The 19,722-nt window shown below is 64.1% G+C and carries 17 protein-coding genes; 9 read left to right on the top strand and 8 right to left on the bottom strand.

Annotated features, from left to right (window positions below):
* The first annotated feature begins 75 nt into the window (after positions 1-75).
* Positions 76-924, top strand: a complete 849-nt coding sequence (locus tag RPS27_RS19270) for a methyltransferase domain-containing protein (RefSeq protein ID WP_313754210.1) — start codon at positions 76-78, stop codon at positions 922-924.
* Between the two features lie 129 nt (positions 925-1,053).
* Here the strand turns inward: RPS27_RS19270 and RPS27_RS19265 are convergent, their stop codons facing one another.
* Positions 1,054-1,464, bottom strand: coding sequence for a (deoxy)nucleoside triphosphate pyrophosphohydrolase (locus RPS27_RS19265; protein WP_211419996.1), 411 nt, complete (start codon positions 1,462-1,464; stop codon positions 1,054-1,056).
* A gap of 141 nt (positions 1,465-1,605) precedes the next feature.
* Here RPS27_RS19265 and RPS27_RS19260 point away from each other — a divergent pair, with 141 nt between their 5' ends.
* A complete protein-coding gene (locus RPS27_RS19260; RefSeq protein ID WP_212065744.1) occupies positions 1,606-2,958 on the top strand; it encodes a TadE/TadG family type IV pilus assembly protein in 1,353 nt (450 codons plus the stop codon).
* Positions 2,959-2,997: 39 nt separating this feature from the next.
* On the opposite strand, the gene argJ is transcribed toward RPS27_RS19260, so the two are convergent.
* Complete coding sequence (argJ, locus tag RPS27_RS19255; protein WP_212065745.1) at positions 2,998-4,257, bottom strand: bifunctional glutamate N-acetyltransferase/amino-acid acetyltransferase ArgJ; 1,260 nt, start codon at positions 4,255-4,257, stop codon at positions 2,998-3,000.
* Between the two features lie 104 nt (positions 4,258-4,361).
* Positions 4,362-5,291, bottom strand: a complete 930-nt coding sequence (locus RPS27_RS19250) for a peptidylprolyl isomerase (protein ID WP_212065746.1) — start codon at positions 5,289-5,291, stop codon at positions 4,362-4,364.
* A gap of 354 nt (positions 5,292-5,645) precedes the next feature.
* Here RPS27_RS19250 and secA point away from each other — a divergent pair, with 354 nt between their 5' ends.
* Together secA and RPS27_RS19240 are read left to right on the top strand one after the other, a co-directional pair.
* Complete coding sequence (gene secA / locus RPS27_RS19245; RefSeq protein ID WP_212065747.1) at positions 5,646-8,486, top strand: preprotein translocase subunit SecA; 2,841 nt, start codon at positions 5,646-5,648, stop codon at positions 8,484-8,486.
* Positions 8,487-8,745: 259 nt separating this feature from the next.
* Positions 8,746-10,272 (top strand): PAS domain-containing protein, encoded by a 1,527-nt coding sequence (locus tag RPS27_RS19240; RefSeq protein ID WP_313754163.1) that lies wholly within the window; start codon positions 8,746-8,748, stop codon positions 10,270-10,272.
* On the opposite strand, the gene RPS27_RS19235 is transcribed toward RPS27_RS19240, so the two are convergent.
* The gene (locus RPS27_RS19235; protein ID WP_212065749.1) at positions 10,223-10,720 is read right to left on the bottom strand and encodes a response regulator; all 498 of its coding nucleotides are present in this window, start codon (positions 10,718-10,720) and stop codon (positions 10,223-10,225) included. The genes RPS27_RS19240 and RPS27_RS19235 overlap by 50 nt on opposite strands.
* Before the next feature lie 277 nt (positions 10,721-10,997).
* Between RPS27_RS19235 and RPS27_RS19230 the strand changes: the two genes are divergently transcribed.
* Complete coding sequence (locus tag RPS27_RS19230; protein WP_212065750.1) at positions 10,998-11,402, top strand: DUF6006 family protein; 405 nt, start codon at positions 10,998-11,000, stop codon at positions 11,400-11,402.
* A gap of 247 nt (positions 11,403-11,649) precedes the next feature.
* Here the strand turns inward: RPS27_RS19230 and RPS27_RS19225 are convergent, their stop codons facing one another.
* From RPS27_RS19225 to RPS27_RS19210, 4 genes are all read right to left on the bottom strand, one after another.
* Positions 11,650-12,147: a hypothetical protein gene (locus RPS27_RS19225; RefSeq protein ID WP_212065751.1), complete on the bottom strand. Its 498-nt coding sequence runs from the start codon at positions 12,145-12,147 to the stop codon at positions 11,650-11,652.
* Positions 12,148-12,152: 5 nt separating this feature from the next.
* A complete protein-coding gene (locus RPS27_RS19220) occupies positions 12,153-12,746 on the bottom strand; it encodes a hypothetical protein (protein WP_212065752.1) in 594 nt (197 codons plus the stop codon).
* A gap of 85 nt (positions 12,747-12,831) precedes the next feature.
* Complete coding sequence (locus tag RPS27_RS19215; protein WP_212065753.1) at positions 12,832-14,037, bottom strand: tetratricopeptide repeat protein; 1,206 nt, start codon at positions 14,035-14,037, stop codon at positions 12,832-12,834.
* 84 nt (positions 14,038-14,121) lie between these two features.
* The gene (locus RPS27_RS19210) at positions 14,122-14,565 is read right to left on the bottom strand and encodes a MarR family winged helix-turn-helix transcriptional regulator (protein WP_194405604.1); all 444 of its coding nucleotides are present in this window, start codon (positions 14,563-14,565) and stop codon (positions 14,122-14,124) included.
* Between the two features lie 179 nt (positions 14,566-14,744).
* On the opposite strand from RPS27_RS19210, the gene RPS27_RS19205 reads away from it, so the two are divergent.
* The 4 genes from RPS27_RS19205 to RPS27_RS19190 all read left to right on the top strand — a co-directional run bounded on the left by RPS27_RS19205 (position 14,745) and on the right by RPS27_RS19190 (position 19,710).
* Positions 14,745-15,929 (top strand): substrate-binding domain-containing protein, encoded by a 1,185-nt coding sequence (locus tag RPS27_RS19205; protein WP_212065754.1) that lies wholly within the window; start codon positions 14,745-14,747, stop codon positions 15,927-15,929.
* A gap of 152 nt (positions 15,930-16,081) precedes the next feature.
* On the top strand, positions 16,082-17,596 hold the full coding sequence (locus tag RPS27_RS19200) for an amidase (protein WP_313754162.1): 1,515 nt from the start codon (positions 16,082-16,084) through the stop codon (positions 17,594-17,596).
* Between the two features lie 36 nt (positions 17,597-17,632).
* Positions 17,633-18,490, top strand: coding sequence for a branched-chain amino acid ABC transporter permease (locus RPS27_RS19195; RefSeq protein ID WP_128919114.1), 858 nt, complete (start codon positions 17,633-17,635; stop codon positions 18,488-18,490).
* A 2-nt stretch (positions 18,491-18,492) separates the two neighbouring features.
* Positions 18,493-19,710 carry a substrate-binding protein gene (locus tag RPS27_RS19190; protein ID WP_211420009.1) on the top strand — a complete coding sequence of 406 codons (1,218 nt, stop codon included), beginning with the start codon at positions 18,493-18,495 and terminating at the stop codon, positions 19,708-19,710.
* Positions 19,711-19,722: the final 12 nt, after the last annotated feature.

Below are 19,722 nucleotides of genomic sequence, written 5' to 3'. Positions count from 1 at the left end.
TTCGACGGTGCGCTGCAGAGCCGGGACACGAGAGAGAAGATTGCATTGGCCAGCGTGATCGGCGTAACCAGCGGCATGGCCCAGCCCCCGCAAACCCCGCCCGCTTTGTTCGATCGCGCCTTGCTGCACGCGCGGCAGCGGCGTGCGCAGGCGCAAGGTGCGGTAAGCTTCCTGCTCGATCGTGTCGTCGAGGACATGGCGGAGCGGCTCGCCGCGGTGATGCGCGAGTTTCACGCCCCGGTCGATCTCTGGACGCCGGGCGATGGTCTGGCGCCCCTCCGCACGCGCCTTCCCTCCATCGAACACATCGCCCTGGATGCGGCCGGCGCGGAAAAACTTCCCTTCTCGCCGGACAGTCTCGACCTCGTCGCCTCGGCGCTGGCGCTGCAATTCGTCAACGATCTGCCGGGCGTGTTCGCACAAATCCGGCGCGCGCTGAAACCGGACGGGCTGCTGCTGGCCGCGATGATCGGCGGCGACAGCCTGACCGAGCTGCGGCAGGCCTTTGCCGCGGCGGAGGCCGAATGCGAGGGCGGCGTGTCGCCGCGTGTCGCGCCGTTTGCGGATTTGCGCGATGTCGGCGCGCTGCTGCAGCGGGCAGGCTTCGCGCTGCCGGTGACCGACGTCGACCGCGTCGTGGTGCGCTATGGCAATGCGTTCGCCTTGATGCAGGATCTGCGCCGCATGGGCGCGGCCAATGTGCTGATCGAACGCCGCCGCACGCCGAGCCGGCGCGCGACGCTGCTGCGGATGGCCGAAATCTATGCCGAGCGATTTGCCGATGCCGACGGCCGCATCCGCGCGACATTCGACATCATCTGGCTGTCCGGCTGGGCCCCGCATGCGAGCCAGCAGCAGCCGCTGAAGCCGGGATCGGCCAAGGCGAGCCTGGCGGAGGCGGTGAAGAAGGCGGGGAAAGAGTGAGCCGTGTCCCCGACGCGCTGCAGCGTTCTTACGCTGCTGCGCAGAGCCGGGACCTAGTCCGCGGCAAGCATGGGCCCCGGCTCAGCAGCGCACCGCAAGGGCGCTGCGCTGCGTCCGGGGCACGGCAACTCACATCAACAAGTCAATCAGATGCGGGATCAGCGGAATATCCGCGGGCGGCATCGGATAGTCGCGCAGCTTGTTGGCGCGCACCCAGGCGAGCTTCTGGCCTTCACGCGCCGTCACAATCCCTTCCCAGCGCCGGCAGATGTAGAGCGGCATCAACAGGTGGAAGCTCTCATAACCGTAGCTCGCGAAGGTCAGCGGCGCGAGGCACGGCTCGGCGACGGTGATGCCGAGCTCCTCGTGCAGCTCGCGGATCAGGCTCTGCTCCGGCCGCTCGCCGGGCTCACACTTGCCGCCGGGAAATTCCCAGAGGCCGGCGAGCGTCTTGCCCTCGGGGCGCTGCGCGATCAGGACGCGCTTGTCGGCATCGACCAGCGCGCAGGCCACCACCAGTGTCAGTTTGAGATCGGCCATGTCCGGAATGTCGCTCGCTGGGGTCGTTCGCAAGGATTCGTTAATCGTACTAAGGGGCCACGATTCCAGGGGCCTCATAAGTCATATTTAATCAAGGGTTCCTAGAGTGGGAACATATTTAAACCATTCCGGGCTCCATCCATGCGCGCCGTGCTTTGCTCCCTTATCGGCCGGTTCGCAACCGACCGGCGCGGCAATATCGCGGTGATTTTCGCGCTCGCCTGCGTCCCCCTGATCACCGTGGTTGGCTGCGCCGTCGATTACTCCCGCGCCACGCAGATGCGGGCCAAGCTGCAGGCTGCGGCCGACGCGGCCAGCGTCGGCGCGGTCGCCAAGGCATCGCCGGCCTTCGCCGCCGCGGGCACGATGACCTCGGACGGTTCGATTCCCGTAGGCGTCACCGACGCCAGGAACATCTTCAATGCCAACGTCGCCAATCTGACCGGCCATACGCTCGACAGTCTCACGCCGACGGTGGTCAAGAACGGCTCGACGGTCACCTCGACCGTTGCGTTCAAAGGCACCATCAACACCATGTTCCTCGGCGTGATCGGCAAGACCTCGCTGACGACGAGCGGCACGTCGACGGCGACGGCAAGCATGCCGCTCTATGTCGACTTCTACCTCCTGCTGGACAATTCGCCGTCGATGGGCGTGGCGGCGACGCCGGCGGACGTCACCAAGCTGGTCAACGCGACCACCGGCAACAGCTTCAAGCCGAACGACCAGTGCGCGTTCGCCTGTCACGACTACAACGATCCCGACAATTACTACAATCTCGCCAAGTCCATCGGCGTGACCACGCGGATCGACGTGCTGCGCAGCGCGACGCAATCGCTGATGGACACGGCTGCCGCGAGCCAGACCTATTCGAACCAGTTCCGCATGGCGATCTACGATTTCGGCGCGGCGTCAAAGACCATCGGCTTGCGGGCGCTTTTTCCGTTGTCCTCGAATTTGTCGAGCGCGAAGACGGCGGCCGGCAACATCGACCTGATGGGCGTCTACGGCAACAACGACAGCTACACCAAGGATCAGGACACGCAGTTCAGCACCATCTTTCCGGCGATCAACAACGAAATCCCCAATCCCGGAAGCGGAAAATCCAACGCTCCCCTGAAGTATCTCTTTTTCGTCTCCGACGGTGTCGCCGACGAAAGCAATACGGGCTGCCTGAAGCCGCTCTCGGGTTCCTCACGGTGCCAATCGCCGCTCAATGCGTCGCTCTGCAAGACGATGAAGGATCGGGGCGTCAAGGTCGCGGTGCTGTACACGACCTATCTCGCGCTGCCCACCAACGCCTGGTACATGAAATGGGTCGATCCGTTCAATGCCGGCCCCTATGGTCCCTCGCCGAACAGCGAGATCGCGCAGAACATGCAGAGCTGCGCTTCGCCGGGGCTGTATTTCGAGGTGAGCCCGACCCAGGGCATCTCGGACGCGATGAATGCACTGTTCAAGAAAGCAGTCGCGGACGCCCGGATCTCGGGGTGACTGTTCCCTCTCCCCGTAAGAACGCGGCGAGGGAGAAACTCAGGACCTGTAATCCCCGTTGATCGCCACATATTCCTTGGTGAGGTCGCAAGTCAGCACGCGGTCGCGGCCCTTGCCGAGACCGAGCGAGACCTTGATTGCGATCTCCGGCGCCTTCATCGCTTCCGACACCTGGGCCTCGTCATAATCGGGATCGCGCGCGCCGCTCTTGGCGACGCGGATGCCGTTGAACGAGATCGAGAGCTTGTCGCGATCGGCCGGCTCGCCGGCCTTGCCGACCGCCATCACCACGCGGCCCCAATTGGCGTCCTCGCCGGCGATCGCGGTCTTGACCAGCGGCGAATTGGCGATCGACATCGCGATCTTGCGGGCCGAGGCCTTGGTCTTGGCGCCCTCGACCGTGATCTCGACCAGCTTTCGCGCACCCTCGCCGTCGCGAGCGACCTGCTCGGAAAGATTTGCCAGGATCTGATTGAAGGCCTTGGTGAAAGCCTTCAGGCGCGGATCGCTGGCGCGGCTGATCTTGGGTGCGCCATGCGCGGCGGCAGCCCCGGTCGCGAACGCCAGCAGCGTGTCCGAGGTCGAGGTGTCGCCGTCGATCGTCACGGCGTTGAAGGTGTCCTCGACGCCGGCCTTGAGCAGCGCCTGCAGCGCAGCGGGCGCGATCGGCGCGTCGGTGAAGATGAAGGACAGCATCGTCGCCATGTCGGGCGCGATCATGCCGGCGCCCTTGGCCATGCCGTTGATGGTGACCTTGGCCTTGCCGAGCTTGACGGTCGCGGTCGCGACCTTCGGGAAGGTGTCGGTGGTCATGATCGCCTTGGCCGCGGCGAGATAGTCGCCCGCTTCCGCGGTCTCGGCGAGGCGGCCGAGCACGCCGTCGAACTTGGTCGCGTCCAGCGGCTCGCCGATCACGCCGGTCGAGGCCAGGAAGACCTCGCTTTCGCTGCAACCGACCGCCTTGGCCGCGATCTTCGCGGTCAGCGCGGTGGAGGCGCGACCGGTCTTGCCGGTGAAGGCATTGGCGTTGCCGGAATTGACGACGAGGGCGCGCGCCAATCCTTTTTTAGAAGATCCGCCGCCCTTCAGCTTGGCGCGGCACCATTCCACCGGCGCGGAGGGACATTTCGACTTGGTGAAGACGCCGGCGACCGCCGTGCCCTTGTCCATCACCGCCAGCAGCACGTCGGTGCGGTTCTTGTAGCGGATGCCGGCCTCGGCCGTCGCAAGGCGGACGCCCGCGATCACGGGCATATCGGGAACGTGCTTGGGGGCGAGCGGGGAGACGGTTGAGGACATCGCGGGGCGCCTTGGTGGGATCTGGATATGCAGATGCCCGGCACGGGGGCCGGGCATCACGAAGGCTTAGATACTCTTGGCGTCAGCGAAGTGACAGCAAATTCTTACTTCTTCGCGGGCGGCGCCATCTTGCTGTCGGAGGGCTTTGCGTCAGAAGGCTTGGCTCCGTCGGCCGGCTTGGCGTCCGCCGCCGGCTGGTCGAGCCGCTCGACCTTGGCTTCGGCGCGCAGCTTGGCGACGTATTCGGCCTGGGCCTTGCGGGTGACGTAGCTCTCGATCTGGGTCTTGACCTGCTCGAAATCGGGCGCCTTGCGGCTGCGCTTTTCCTCGACCTTGATGATGTGCCAGCCGAACTGCGACTTCACGGGGTCGGAGATCTTGCCCGGCTCCAGCGTGAAGGCGACCGTGGAGAATTCCGGCACCATCTGTTCCTTGGTGAAGAAGCCGAGGTCGCCGCCATCGGCCGAGCCCGGATCTTTGGACTTCTTCTTGGCCAGCTCGGCGAAATCGGCGCCCTTGTCCAGTTCGGCCTTCACCGCCTTGGCCTCGTCCTCGGTCTCGACCAGGATGTGACGGGCGCGCACCTCCTGCTCGCCGGTGATCTGCTTGGAGGCCTCCTCATAGACCTTCTTCATGGCATCCGGGGTGGTGGCGGCCTTGCCCTCATTGGCGAGCAGGCTGTCCATCAGCAGCCGGTTGCGGGCGAACGCCAGGCGCTTCTTGAACTCCTCGCTGTCGGCGACCTTCTTGTCCTCGGCAGCCTTGCTGACGATTTTCATGTCGATCAGGAACGACAGGACGTTCTCGTCCTTGCTCGCCGGGTCCATCTGGGCGAGGCTCGGTCCGAGCTCCTCTTCGGCCATGGCGACGTCGCTCTTCTTGATTTCCGCGCCATTGACCTTCGCCAGCACCGGATCGTCGGCGGCCCGGAGCGGGCCCGCGAACGCCAGGGACAGCGCCAAAGCGAGGCTGCCAGCCAGGGCGGACGCATGGCGGAAACGCTGGCCGGTGGTTACCGGGAACGAGGTGGTCATGGAAAATCCTTATGTTGAAGCAGGGGGCTGCTCGAAGCGGGGCGGACACTCGCCCAATTCAGGGGGGCTTGGCAACGCGAAAAGTCTGTCAAAATGATGAATTAGCCGCAATGCGCCCGCCGTTGACAAGGCCCTGACCGGGCCATATCTCTGCCCGGTCGCGACCATGGCGATGGCGTTTATTTTGCTGCGTTTTTGGCCGTTGAACCCAGACTAGCCCAATTCCCACCCATATGGCGGACGACCCCCCGCAGTCCGGGCTCTGACGCCACCAGGCGTCACGGTGAGTTGATAGGCAGGCGGGGGGCAACTTCTTAGGCCAACGCGGTTAAATCGCGAACACAGGAACCAGGCATGATCGGCGCGCTCGCCCGCAAGTTTTTCGGCTCCGCCAACGACCGGCGGGTGAAGGGATATCAGTCCCGCGTCAACGCGATCAACGCGCTGGAGCCCGAAGTTTCCAAACTTTCCGACGATGCGCTCAAGGCCCGCACCGCCGAGTTCAAGAAGCAGCTTGCCGAGGGCAAGACGCTGGACGATCTCCTGGTGCCCGCCTTCGCCACCGTGCGCGAGGCGGCCAAGCGCACGCTCGGCCAGCGCCATTTCGACGTCCAGCTGATCGGCGGCATGGTGCTGCACGAGGGCGACATCGCCGAGATGAAGACCGGCGAAGGCAAGACGCTGGTCGCGACGCTGGCGGTCTATCTCAACGCGCTTGCCGGCAAGGGCGTCCATGTCGTCACCGTCAACGACTACCTCGCCCGCCGCGACTCCGGCTGGATGGGCCAGATCTACGGCTTCCTTGGCCTGACCACCGGCGTGATCGTGCACGGCCTCGACGATGCCGAGCGCAAGGCGGCCTATGCCTGCGACATCACCTACGGCACCAACAACGAATACGGCTTCGACTATCTGCGCGACAACATGAAGTACCGGCTCGAGGACATGGTCCAGCGGCCGCACTTCTACGCCATCGTCGACGAGGTCGACTCGATCCTGATCGACGAAGCGCGCACGCCGCTGATCATCTCCGGCCCGCTCGACGACCGCTCCGACTTCTACAACACCATCGACAGCTTCCTGCCCAAGCTCGACAAGTCCGACTACGACGTCGACGAGAAGCAGCGCACGGTGACCCTCACCGAAGCCGGCATGGAGAAGATCGAGGGGCTGCTGCGCGATGCCGGCCAGCTCAAGGGCGAGTCGCTCTACGACGTCGAGAACGTCTCCGTCGTGCACCATATCAACCAGGCCCTGCGCGCCCACACGCTGTTCACCCGCGACAAGGACTACATCGTCCGCGACGACGAGGTCGTGATCATCGACGAGTTCACCGGCCGCATGATGGCCGGTCGGCGCTATTCCGAAGGCCTGCACCAGGCGCTGGAGGCGAAGGAGCACGTTACGGTCCAGCCCGAGAACCAGACGCTGGCCTCGATCACCTTCCAGAACTACTTCCGCATGTACGAAAAGCTCGCCGGCATGACCGGCACGGCGCTGACGGAAGCCGACGAGCTGTTCGACATCTACAAGCTCGAAGTCGTGGAAATCCCGACCAACCTGCCGGTCGCCCGTCTCGACGAGGACGACGAGGTCTACCGCACCCAGAACGAGAAGTACGCGGCGATCCTGGCCGAGATCGAGCGCGCCAATGCACGGCTCCAGCCCGTGCTGGTCGGCACCGCCTCGATCGAGAAGTCGGAAGTGATCGCCGAATACCTCAAGAAGCACGGCTACCGGCAGATCGATTTCGGAAACGAAAATTCGATGCAGAAGCTCTACGCGGCGGCCCGCGCCGGCAAGCCGGCAAAGCTGTTCGCCGTGCTGAACGCTCGTTTCCACGAGCAGGAAGCCTACATCGTGGCGGAAGCCGGCGTGCCCGGCGCGATCACGATCGCGACCAACATGGCCGGCCGCGGCACCGACATCAAGCTCGGCGGCTCGCTCGAGATGCGCATCCAGCAGGAGACCGCAGGCATCGAGGACGAGGCCGAGAAGGCCAGGAAGGTCGAGCAGATCAAGGCTGACATCGCCCATTTCCGCGACATCGTGCTGAAGGCCGAGGAGACGGTCGAGATCGAGCCGGCGAAGGGCTCCAAGCCCGCCAAGACCGTGAAGAAGCCCGGCGGCCTCTACATCATCGGCTCCGAGCGCCACGAATCCCGCCGCATCGACAACCAGCTGCGCGGCCGCTCCGGTCGTCAGGGCGACCCCGGCCGCTCGAAGTTCTTCCTGTCGCTGGAAGACGATCTGATGCGCATCTTCGGCTCGGATCGCCTCGACAGCATGTTGCAGCGTCTCGGCCTGCAAGAGGGCGAGGCCATCATCCATCCCTGGATCAACAAGGCACTCGAGAAGGCGCAGCAGAAGGTCGAGGCGCGCAACTTCGACATCCGCAAGAACCTGCTCAAGTTCGACAACGTCCAGAACGACCAGCGCAAGGTGATCTTCGACCAGCGCGTCGACCTGATGAAGGACGATAGCGTCGCCGAAACCGTCACCGACATGCGCCACGCCTTCATCGACGATCTCGTCGCCAAGCACGTGCCCGAGCATGCCTATGCCGAGCAGTGGGACGTGGCCGGCCTGAAGGACGAGCTGAAGCGCGTGCTCGATCTCGACCTGCCGGTCGACGAATGGGCCAAGGAAGAGGGCATCGCGGACGAGGAGCTGCTCAACCGCATCGAGACCAAGGCCGACGAGCACATGGCGGCCAAGGTGGCGCAATGGGGTCCCGACGTGATGCGTTACGTCGAGAAGACCATTCTCCTGCAGACGCTCGACCATCTCTGGCGCGAGCATCTGATCATGCTCGACCATCTGCGCCAGGTCATCGGCCTGCGCGGTTACGGCCAGCGCGACCCCTTGCAGGAGTACAAGACCGAGGCCTTCAATCTCTTCCAGGAGATGAGCGCTCACTTGCGCGAGGCGGTCACGGCGCAGCTGATGCGCGTCGAGATCGTTCCGCCGGAGCAGGAAGCCGCCGTCCTGCCGCCGATGGAGGCGCACAAGTTCGACCCGAACACCGGCGAGGACGAGATGGCGCTCGCCAGCGTCACGCTTGGTGCGCAGGCCACCGACGCCGCGCTGCGCGATCCGAAGAACCCCACCAGCTGGGGCAAGGTCGGCCGCAACGAGGATTGCCCCTGCGGTAGCGGCAAGAAGTACAAGCACTGCCACGGGCGGTATGCCTGATCGGAGAACCCGCCGGCCCGCGCCGGCGGTTCGATCAAGTCCCTGTCCGTGCTCGGCACGGATGGAACCCTCTTTCACACATGTTGTTATCCCGGCATGACCTTGCGGGCGTGCGCTCGCTTCGCAAGGGGACAACGCTGTCCGCGCGCCTGACCTCGTGACCATAGGAATGCAAGTCGGGACGGCTTAACGTGGAGGCGCCATCATGCCGGGCGGCATCGCTCGATGACGGCGCAGGCACCGGGGTTAAGGCCGCTTGATGAGTTCCACAGACTATTTCCCGCCATCCAGAACCGAAATCCTCGACGCTCTCGAGCTCGAAGGCCTTGCCGATGAAGCGGGCTTCGGCGAGCTGACGCGCTTCACCGCGGCGCTGTGCGAAGCGCCGATATGTCTTGTCAGTGTGGTCGGCGAAACGATGCAGCGCTTCGTGGCCAAGCATGGCCTCGACGTGTCCGAGACGCCGCGCGAATCCTCCTTCTGCGCGCACGCCATGCTGGGGTCGGACCTGATGGTCGTGCCCGATGCCACCCGGGATCCGAGGTTCGCGGGCAATCCCCTGGTCACGGGCGACCCGTTCATCCGGTTTTACGCCGGTGCGCCGCTCCAGACGCAGGACGGCTTTCCGCTCGGCTCGCTCTGCGTCATCGATCGCGTGCCCAGACCTGGCCTGACGCCGCTGCAGGAGCAGGGCCTGCGTGTTATGGCCGCCCAGGTGGTGGGTGCGATGGGGTATCGCAAGACCACGAAAAGGCAGCAGGCCAGCGAAGCGATCGCGAAGCAGGCGCTTTCTGAAACCGAGCAGAAGTTTCGCATTCTGGCCGACACCATGCCCCAGATGGTGTGGTCGACGCTACCGGACGGTCATCACGACTACTACAATGCCAGATGGTACGAGTTTACGGGCGTGCCGGAAGGCTCGACCGACGGCGAGGGTTGGAACGGCATGTTTCATCCGGACGACCAGGACAAGGCTTGGGAGCGCTGGCGGCATTCGCTGCGGACCGGCGAGCCATACGAGATCGAATATCGCTTGAGGAACGCCGAGGGCAATTATCGCTGGACTCTCGGACGCGCTTTGCCGATCCGCGATGCCGACGGCAATATCACCCGCTGGTTCGGAACCTGTACCGACATCCACGAGCAGAAGCTCCTGATGGAGCAGCGCGAGATGATCAGCCAGGAGCTGAGCCACCGCATCAAGAACATCTTCTCCGTGATCAATGGGCTGATCGGCCTTTCGACACGCACACATCCGGAGCTGAAGGGTCTGGCGGACGAGTTGCGTTCGCGCATCATGTCGCTCGGCAAGGCGCATGATTTCGTGCGTCCGCACAGCGCCTGCTCTCAACCGACCTCGAACCAGGCGACGCTCAAGGGGCTTCTGGAGCAGCTTCTGTCGGCCTATCAGTCGGAGGCGAAGCGGATCCTGATCACCGGCGATGACTTTCGCATCGACGATCGCTCCGCCACCCCCCTGGCGCTGTCGTTCCACGAGCTCGCGACCAACGCGGCGAAGTACGGCGCGCTCTCGATGCTGGACGGACGCGTCGCGGTGGACGTCAGCGAGGTGGGCGATGATGTTGTCGTCGCGTGGACGGAAAGCGGTGGTCCGCAGATCAAGTCGGCGCCTGCGGTGGAAGGCTTCGGCTCGAGGCTGATCACCTTGAGCATGTCCAGTCAGCTCGGCGGGAAGATGTCCTACGACTGGAATCCCGAAGGGCTCCGGGCCATAGCTATGATTCCAAAGACCTCGATGAGCCGTCCGGCGCCGCAAAGAACGTGACGTCCGGAGAACGTGGTCGAGGCGCCTCGCCGGCGGCGTGGTGGACCGCGGTCAGGATCGCATCGTCGCTGAAGGGCTTGCGGATGAAGCCGATCGCCGTCTCCGCACGGGGGGCAATCTGCGCGGGATTGGCGGTGACGTAGACGATCTTTGTGCCGTATTCGCGCGACAAATCGAGCGCGATCTGCGGCCCGGTCGAGCCGTCGCGCAGATTGATATCGACCAGCGCGATTTGCGCCTGGGGGCCCGCTTCCAGGGCCTCCTTGCGATCTGCCGCGATCGCGGCAACGCGATAGCCCGCATCCTCCAGGATACGAGCGATGTCGCTGGCGACAAAGATTTCATCTTCGACGATCAACACTGCGGGTGTCATTCGCGACCCATAATTGGCCTCAACAGACGGCGGCTCAACGGACTGTTCCCCGCATGGACGGAGAACAGGCTTCAACCTGCTGTTCCGCCTTTTGTTCCACATGCCTGCCGCACCCGATCGGCCGATCGCCGGCCGCACGGGGAGCGCGAATTCGAGCTGTCGATCAGTCTCTCCAGCAGCCGCTTGAGCTCGCTCGTCGGCGGCGGTCGCGCGGATCCCAGGCGATAGAGCAACGTGTCGGAGACCACCCCATCTTTGCCGCTGCTCTTTGTGAACTGGATCACCGCAACAAAACTCGATCCGTGTTTTGATTGAGGCGCATCACGCGGCCCGACAAAATGGAGCCCAGACAATGTCCAAACGCGCCCTGCCAACGGCCATTTGTGTTCTTGCCCTGAGTTTTTGCGCGTGCGGTCCCGCCCCTGCGAGCCAGGTGGGCGGATGGTGGGGTGGAACATGGTCGTGCAACATCGACGGCCGCCCGGCCCGGATGAATTGGGCCGCCGTCGATGACAGTCAGACGACCTGCGACGGCGGCACTTGCACCAGCACGTCGGGAGCACGCTGGTCTGGCAGGTTCTCGGACAATGGCTCGCGATGGGTGAAGCTGACAAATGCACGCAGCGGAGCGCAGGGCGGCGTCTACTTCAACCATGCCGATGGCAATCAATGGTATTTAGCCAAGCCGGTCAGCAACAAAGCCGTGGGCTGGACGACATGGAACGGCCAACGCTACCGCCTCTCGTGCTGGCGATGATGCGCGAATGCTTTGCATTGAACGGCAGAAGCGTTTGCGCTCGGCAAAGCGCCACGCATCCATTCACGAAGCCTAATTCGAACTATCGATCAAACTCTCCAGCAGTCAGGAACATCGCGACGAATATCCAGCCCCCCATTTGCGTCTGGGCTGGATTTCGATGGCTTCATTTGACGTCATTTCAATTGCCCCCATTCGTTCACGAAGTTGATCTGCTCGCCGAGCGCGGGATCCTGGCCTGCCGACGTTAGCGCCCACATCGCTCGATGCTGCCGCGCCAGCCCGGTGCGTCGATCCTCGGAAGCTGATAGCTCGCGGTCTTGCTCGAAATCGTCAACGGCGACGCTCCCTCCATCAGGTCGAGCAGTTGCTTCTCCACGCGCTTCCAGCGCTTTCCGAACAGCTCGGGGTCCTGCCGCGAGAAGCCCAGATCCCATTGCACGAAATTGGTCAAATCATCGTCCTCCCCCGAGAGCCCCTCGAACTCGCCGACCAGCTTCATGGTCTTGCGGCGGTCCCCGATCATCAGAACGGCCTTGCCGGCGCGTGCTGCCTGGCCCGGATATTTTGCGTGCAGGCCGAAGGCGCGGCCGCATCCGAGGACGAAGGTCAGCTTTCCGTTTTCCGAGTAGCTCAGGGAGGGAAGCTCCCGGTTGTCGAATTCGAGCTTCCACGACCCTGCCGCAGCAAGAGCGGGGCCGGCAACGAGGCAAAGGACGATCGTCAGGATAGATGATCTGGACATATGCCTCACCACTCCTCCTCCGTTTCAGCTTGATCGAGCGCCCGCGCGATCGTGAAGCGGCCGCTGTCCTTCGCTTCGATCTTGCCGCGATGGAAGGCCACGATGTCCGCGAAGGGGTACCCGAGGTCCTCGGCGGCCAGTTGCGATGCCAAACCCTCGGCAGCTTCCCAGCGTTGCGCCCGCCGGAGCACGTCGAGCAGCAGCAGACGCGTGTCGATCGACTTGATCGTGCGTCCTTCGAGATGCGCGGCCGCCCGCAGGCGCAACGTGAGTGCTTCGGACGCTCGCTCTTTGTTGTCATCGGCGACCCAGGCCGCGCAGAGCGTGTTCAGGAAGGCGGATCTCCTGTCGCCGTAATAGGCGTCCTGCGCCGCGCGAACCAGAAAGCGGCGCGAGGCCGGGTCGGCCAGGGGATCGAGGCAGGCGGCCCGGAATTCCGGTGTGGCGACGAAGCTGCGTGCCTTGGCGTCGCCCTTATCGATGATCGGAGCGACGTAACCGCAAAAGGGGCATTCCTGCAGCCAGTCCTCGACGGTGGCGCGGAACATTCCCGGCGGGCGCTGGTCGAGATCCGGTGAGCCCCAGGAGTTCGAGCTCATGAGCTCGCAATGCTCCGACTTCTTGCCGCAGCAATAGCATTTCCGAACGCGGGTGTCGTAGCTCGTCATGTGAAATCCGGCGCGACTACGCTCCCCATCGCTTGCTCAAATTGCGGCGAAACATCTCCGACGCCTGGACCAGTCTTTCCAGCACGCCTTCGCCATAGAGCACAGACTTGTCGCCTGCATAGTCCATGATCGCGTTGCGAAAGATCGGCTTCCTCGCGCCGAGGAAATTCTGCAGCAGTTCGAAGCCCCGCTCCAGCATGGGCTCGGTGGCCTCCGATCCCGCATCCGCATATCCCACGGCCAACTCGGCGAGAATCCAGAGCAGGGCAGCCGCATCCTCGCCATAGGCCAGCTCGCATATCGAAAGCAGACGTTTCAACAGAGGCTCGGCCGTCCGGAATTGCCGGCAGCCCACATAGGTCCGTATCATCTCTTCGAGGGCGACCTGCACCTCGACACTATCAGGTCCAAATCGCTTCTCCAGCATGCCCAGGCCGAGCTTGAAAGCGGCGACTGCCTCCTCGATGCTTCGTCGGCTGCTTCCAGGCCTTTGCCGCGTGCTGGCATTGGCGTGGACAATCGCGGAGGCGAGCAGGCACCTTGCGACTTCCTCGCTGCGCTTTCCGAAGACTTTCTGTTTGAGGCTGAGGCTGCGTTCGAGATCCGCCTTGGCGTCCGTCCACTTCTTCACTTGCGTGCTCGTCTCGGCCAGCAGTTCGACGGCGGCTGCGACCTCGGCGCTGTGCGCGCCATGAAGCTTTTCCTTGATGGAGATGCTTCGCTCCAGCAGCACCCTGGTCTTCGCATACCCCCCGCTCGATGCGTAGCCCCTGCCGAGCGCTTCGCATTCCTCGGCAACCGCTTCACTGTCTTCACCGAAGATTTCGGTCTTGATCGCCAGCCGCCGCAGCTGAAACGGCTCGATGTGCTCGAAGTCGGCGCCACTTGCGTGACCGATCCATTTATCGAGGTCGGGAAGGACTGACCTCGGCCCATGCAGGCTTTCGGCGATCGTGATGCAGCGCTCGAGAAAGGGAGCCGCGTCCACGGGATCCTCATAATCGCAGATCACCCGGACCAGCGATCTAAGGGCCGTTGCCACCTCGTCGCTGACCGGTCCGAAGCGCTTTTCGAGCCCGGCAATGTGCTCGAGATGCCGGGGTGCGTAGAAAGACGTCATGGCCGGCCTCAACCTCCGTCCCAATGAGGCGCCTTGGCCAACATGCCCAATGCCGCGCTCCCCCGGTTGCTGTGTCGCTCCAGCATGGACGGCATGCGCCAAAACGCAAGAGCTGCGGGCGCGTTTGAGCGCAACTATGCGCCGGGCAGTGCGACAGGCGGTGAGGTCGCTCGGCGAAGCCGGCGCCTAATTCGAGCTGTCGATCAGGCTCTCCAGCAGCCGCTTGAGCTCGCTCGTCGGCTTGTCGCCGTAGCTCTCCAGGATGTGCTCCTCCTGGTCCACCGCGAGCGAGTTGAGCTTCTTGCTCAGCACCTTGCCGCGGTCGGAGATGAACATCAGCACCTTGCGGCGGTCGTTCGGATCCTGCACGCGATAGACCAGCGTGTCCGAGACCATGCGGTCGATCATCTTGGTCAGGGTCGGATGGTTGAGCAGCACGGCCTCCGCAAGTTCGCCCATCGAATGGCCGTTGCCATCCGACAGCACTTTCAGGATGCGCCATTGCTCGACGGGAACCCCTTCCTTGCTCAACCGCAGTTCGAGCTGCCGGTTGATCTCCCGGTTGGCTTGCGCGAGCAGGTAGGCGAGGTGTTCGGTGATCGGGATGTTTGCTTTGGTCGGTTTTGCCACGGCTAAGACTTCGTCTTGACCCAAATGAGTGAATGTCTTGCAATCAATGCTGCATCTATATGCACTTCAATTGTTGAAGTTTCAATATTTTCAAAATAGGATGATTGCCCAACAATAGGGCGGGTGCCGCGGCCGCCCGCAGAATGTGCTTTCAGGTCTGGTCCCAGACAGGAGTTGGCGTGCGCGCGACGGTGAACTTCCCGGCTCACGGCGGCCCGGCGTTGCCGCCGTCTTTGCTGTTCAGGAATCTGTCGTCGTCGGCAGCCGGCGGCGCGTTGTCGCCGAGCGACCACGCCTTGTTCAAACGGCGCGGCGCCAACAGGCTGCGCATCGGCGGCTTCATCTGCTGCACCGGATCGCCGGGCGTCTGGGGGCCCTGCGCCACCAACAGCGCGCAGCTCGCCGTCGCCGAAATCAACAAGCGCGGCGGGATCTTGGGGCGCGAGATCGAGCTGTCGATCTACGACGCCGGCGGGCCGCTGGATGAGGTTCTGGACCGTGCCGAGCAGGCGATCGCGTTCGACGAGGTCGATCTGATCGTCGGCTTGCACACCAGCGCGGTCCGCGTGGCCTTGCGCGACGTCACCACGCGCCATCGCATCCCCTACATCTACACGCCGGTCTACGAGGGCGGCGAGCGCACGCCCGGCGTGATGGCGATCGGCGAGACGCCGCGCTGGCAGAGCCGCCCCGCCATCCACTGGCTTGCCGACGTCAAGAAGGCCCAGCGCTGGTATCTGATCGGAAGCGACTATGTCTGGCCCTGGCAATCGCACCGTGCGGTCAAGAATTACATCAGGGAAACCGGCGGCCAGGTCGTCGGCGAAGAGTTCGTTCCCCTCGGCGAGGACAATCACGAGCCGCATCTGGCGCGCATCCGCGCCGCCAAGCCCGATGTCGTGCTGATCTCGCTGATCGGCACCGACAGCATCACCTTCAACCGGGCCTTCGGCGAATGGGGTCTTGGCGCCACGACGCTGCGCCTTGCCGGGGCGATGGACGATACCGTGCTGCTCGGCATCGGCGCCGACAACAGCGAGAACATGTTCTGCGCCTCGGGCTATTTCACCGGCACCGGCACGCGCGCCAATGACGACTTCCAGAGCCGCTATCGCGCGATGTTCGGGCCGAATGCGCCGCCGATCGGCTCGGTCGGACAGTCGAGCTACGAGGGCTTGCGCTTCCTCGAGGCTGTCGCGAACAAGGCCGGCTCGTTGTCGATGGGCCCGATGCTGGTGGCCGGCCGCAACATCGTCTACAGCGGCGCCCGCGGTCCGGTCACCGTCCGCGACGGACGCGCGCGGATGCCGATGCATCTTGCCGAGGCCGACGGTCTCGACTTCAAGCTGATCAAGCCGATCTGACCGCGCCGCGGCAATGGGCGGGGCCCGACTTGCAAAATAATACTTGAAAAGGAAAATATTTCCGTTTTGAATGTTCGGGCGAGGCCGCCGGTACGTGCATCGCGCCGGGGCGGCCACGCTCCAGTTCGCCAAAGAAACTTCAGGAGAGCGCCGTGACAGTTGCCCTTCCCACGCCAGCCCAACTTCGCAGTGTCGCCGAGCAATGCGGCCTATCGCTCACAGACGAGGACGTCACCTCGTTCCGCGGCCTGATGCAGGGCTCGATCGAGGCCTACAATCTCGTGGCCGCGATGCCGGACGAGCTGCCGGAGGTGAAGTACCCGCGCACGCCGGGTTATCGGCCCTCGACCGAGGAGAACCCGCGCAACGCCTGGTATCGCAAGTCGACCGTGAAGGGCGCCGCCAGCGGCAAGCTCAAGGGCAAGACCGTCGCGCTGAAGGACAACATCATGCTGGCCGGCGTGCCCATGACCAACGGCTCGTCGACGCTGGAAGGCTATGTGCCCGATTTCGACGCCACCATCGTCACGCGCATGCTGGATGCCGGCGCCGAGATCAAGGGCAAGGTGCATTGCGAGCACTTCTGCCTGTCCGGCGGCAGCCACACCGGCTCCTACGGGCCGGTGCATAATCCGCACAAGATGGGCTACTCGGCCGGCGGCTCGTCGTCGGGCTCGGGCGTCGTGGTCGCGCTCGGCGAGGTCGACATGGCGATCGGCGGCGATCAGGGCGGCTCGATCCGCATGCCGTCCTCGTTCTGCGGCATCTACGGCATGAAGCCGACCTGGGGCCTCGTCCCCTACACCGGCATCATGCCGATCGAGATCTATGTCGACCATACCGGCCCGATGACTGCGACGGTCGCCGACAACGCGCTGCTGCTCGAAGTGCTCGCCGGCGACGATGGCTACGATCCGCGCATCAAGGCGCCCAAGGTCGAGGAGTACACCAAGGCGCTTGGCCAGGGCGTCAAGGGCATGAAGATCGGCATCGTCAAGGAAGGCTTTGAGCAGCCGGTCGCGGAAGCCGCCGTGAACGAAAGCGTGCGCGAGGCGGCCAAGCGCTTCAAGGATTTGGGCGCCACCGTCGAGACCGTCTCGATCCCGATGCATCTCTTGGGCGGCGCGATCTGGACCCCGATCGGCACCGAGGGCCTGACCCAGACCATGATGTTCGGCGACGGCTACGGCCTGTCCCGCGGCGATCTCTATTCGACCTCGCTGATGGATTTTCATCGCGGCTGGCGCCGGCAGGCCGATTCGCTGTCCGAGACCACGAAGCTGTTCATGATGCTCGGCACCTACATCAACAACAATTTCGGTCCGCGCTTCTACGGCAAGGCGCTCAACATCTCGCGCCGGCTGACCGCGGCCTACGACAAGGCGTTTGGCGACTACGACCTCCTGCTGATGCCGACCACGCCGATGAAGGCGACCAAGCTGCCGGAGCCCAATGCCAGCCGCGAGGATTACGTCGCCCGCGCGCTGGAGATGATCTCCAACACCGCGCCGTTCGACATCACCCATCATCCCGCGATGTCGCTGCCTTGCGGCATGGTCGACGGCTTGCCGGTCGGCCTGATGCTGGTCGGCCGCATGTTCGAGGAATCCACCATCTACCGCGCCGCCCATGCTTTCGAGCAGATCGGCGACTGGAAGAAGATGTGAGGAAGGCTTCGATGCCGACGGACGGGACAGCAAAGAATGGCTAACGCGTTCGTCGCAGCGTTCGAGATCCTGAGCTTCGGCGCGATCATCGTCCTGATCGTGCTGGGGCTCGGGATCATCGCCAGCATGATGGGCATCTTCAACTTCGCGCAGGGCGAGTTCGTCCTGCTCGGGGCCTACGTCACCTATCTCGCCTACGCCAAGGGACTGCCGATCTGGGCCGGCATGGTCGCCGCACCGTTCCTGGTCGGCGGGCTCGGTTTCGTGCTGGAGGCGCTGATCATCCGCCGCTTCTATGCGGCGCCGATTGTCGCCATGCTAGGCACCTACGCGCTCGGCCTGATCATCCGCGAATCCGTGCGCGGGCTCATCGGCGGCTTCTACCTGACCGTCCCGGAGCCGATCGGCGGCTCGATCGACATCGGCGCCATGCACATCTCGGCCTGGCGCTTCACCATCATCGTCATCACGCTCCTGGTGATGGGGGGCTGCTATTTGCTGCTGTCGCGCACCAGCTTCGGCTTGCGCGTGCGGGCCACGCTGGAGAATCCGTCGCTGGCGCGCGCCTCCGGCATCTCCACGCCGCTGATCTACGGCGCCACCTTTGCCTTCGGCGCGGCGCTGGCCGGCCTTGCCGGCGCGCTGATCGTGCCTGTGTTCAGCCTGTTCGCCGATCTCGGCCTGCGCTTCCTGATCCAGGGCTTTGTCGCGGTCATGGTCGGTGGCGTCGGCTCCTTCATCGGCCCTGTCGCGGGCGCCGGCGTCATCGGCACGCTCAGCGCGGCGCTGCCCTGGGTGATGGCGCCCGTCGTCGCCGACGTCCTCGTCTTCGTGCTCGCCATTGTCTTCATCAAATTCCGCCCGCAGGGCCTCATCGCTGGAAAAGGGGTTTAGTCATGTTCGATCGCACGCAGCTCTCACGGCGCCGCTTTCTCTCCAATTTCGCCTTTGCGTCCGGTGCGGTTGCGACCGGCGTCGGCAGCTGGGTGATCCCCGCGCCCTGGGCCAATGCGGCCGAGGCGCCGATCAAGGTCGGCATCGCCACCGACCTCACCGGTCCGATCGCCTATGCCGGCAATGCCGACGCCAATGTCGCCAAGATGGTGATCAAGGAGATCAACGCAGCCGGCGGCCTGCTCGGCCGTCCGCTCGAGCTCTATATCGAGGACACCGCCTCCAACGAATCCGTCGCCGTCGGCAACGTGCGAAAGCTGATCCAGCGCGACAAGGTCGACATGGTCTTGGGCGGCATCACCTCCTCGATGCGCAACGCGATCAAGGATCCGATCGTGGCGCGTGGCAAGACGCTCTACATCTATCCGCAGCTCTACGAGGGCAAGGAGTGCACGCCCTATCTGTTCTGCACCGGGCCGACGCCGGCGCAGCAATGCGACGAGTTCATCCCCTGGCTGATCAAGAACGGCGGCAAGAAGTTCGCGCTGCCGAGCGCCAATTACGTCTGGCCGCACACGCTCAACGTCTATGCCCGCAAGGTGATCGAAGCGAACGGCGGCGAGGTCGTGTTCGAGGAATACTACCCGCTGGACCAGGTCGACTTTTCCGCGACCGTCAACCGCATCGTCTCCAACAAGGTCGACGTCGTCTTCAACACCGTCATTCCGCCGGGTGTCGGCCCGTTCTTCAAGCAGCTCTATGAAGCCGGCTTCCTCAAGAACGGCGGACGGCTCGCCTGCGTCTACTATGACGAGAACACGCTCAACATCAATCAGGCCGCGGAGATCGAGGGGCTGGCCAGCTGCCTCGACTATTTCAAGGTGCTGACCAAGGAGAACCCGTTCGACGCAAAAATCCAGGCGGCCTATGAAAAGGATTTCCCGGGCAACTTCCTGTTCGCCGCCGGCAGCGCCGCGACCGGCACCTATCGCGGCCTCAAGCTGTGGGAAGCCGCGGTGAAGGAAGCCGGCAAGATCGACCGCGAGTCGGTTGCCGCCGCGCTCGACCACGCCAAGATCGCCGAAGGTCCGGGCGGGCCTGCCGAGATGGTCCCCGGCAAGCGCCATTGCAAGATGAAGATGTACACCGCGGTCGCCAAGGCCGGCAATTACGAGATCGTCGCCCGCAGCGAAGGCCTCGTCGATCCCAAAGAATGCTAAGGCGGAATGCTG

Source organism: Bradyrhizobium sp. WYCCWR 12699 (assembly GCF_032144035.1).
Lineage (GTDB): Bacteria > Pseudomonadota > Alphaproteobacteria > Rhizobiales > Xanthobacteraceae > Bradyrhizobium.
This window is presented reverse-complemented; position numbering and strand designations above follow the sequence as displayed.

Coding starts and splice junctions, on each gene's coding strand:
- RPS27_RS19250 (WP_212065746.1), bottom strand. CDS start 5,291: ATGACCACCTCGTTCCCGGTAACCACCGGCCAGCGTTTCCGCCATGCG.
- RPS27_RS19270 (WP_313754210.1), top strand. CDS start 76: ATGGCCCAGCCCCCGCAAACCCCGCCCGCTTTGTTCGATCGCGCCTTG.
- secA (WP_212065747.1), top strand. CDS start 5,646: ATGATCGGCGCGCTCGCCCGCAAGTTTTTCGGCTCCGCCAACGACCGG.
- RPS27_RS19240 (WP_313754163.1), top strand. CDS start 8,746: ATGAGTTCCACAGACTATTTCCCGCCATCCAGAACCGAAATCCTCGAC.
- RPS27_RS19230 (WP_212065750.1), top strand. CDS start 10,998: ATGTCCAAACGCGCCCTGCCAACGGCCATTTGTGTTCTTGCCCTGAGT.
- RPS27_RS19225 (WP_212065751.1), bottom strand. CDS start 12,147: ATGTCCAGATCATCTATCCTGACGATCGTCCTTTGCCTCGTTGCCGGC.
- RPS27_RS19220 (WP_212065752.1), bottom strand. CDS start 12,746: ATGAGCTCGAACTCCTGGGGCTCACCGGATCTCGACCAGCGCCCGCCG.
- RPS27_RS19260 (WP_212065744.1), top strand. CDS start 1,606: ATGCGCGCCGTGCTTTGCTCCCTTATCGGCCGGTTCGCAACCGACCGG.
- argJ (WP_212065745.1), bottom strand. CDS start 4,257: ATGTCCTCAACCGTCTCCCCGCTCGCCCCCAAGCACGTTCCCGATATG.
- RPS27_RS19195 (WP_128919114.1), top strand. CDS start 17,633: ATGGCTAACGCGTTCGTCGCAGCGTTCGAGATCCTGAGCTTCGGCGCG.
- RPS27_RS19265 (WP_211419996.1), bottom strand. CDS start 1,464: ATGGCCGATCTCAAACTGACACTGGTGGTGGCCTGCGCGCTGGTCGAT.
- RPS27_RS19190 (WP_211420009.1), top strand. CDS start 18,493: ATGTTCGATCGCACGCAGCTCTCACGGCGCCGCTTTCTCTCCAATTTC.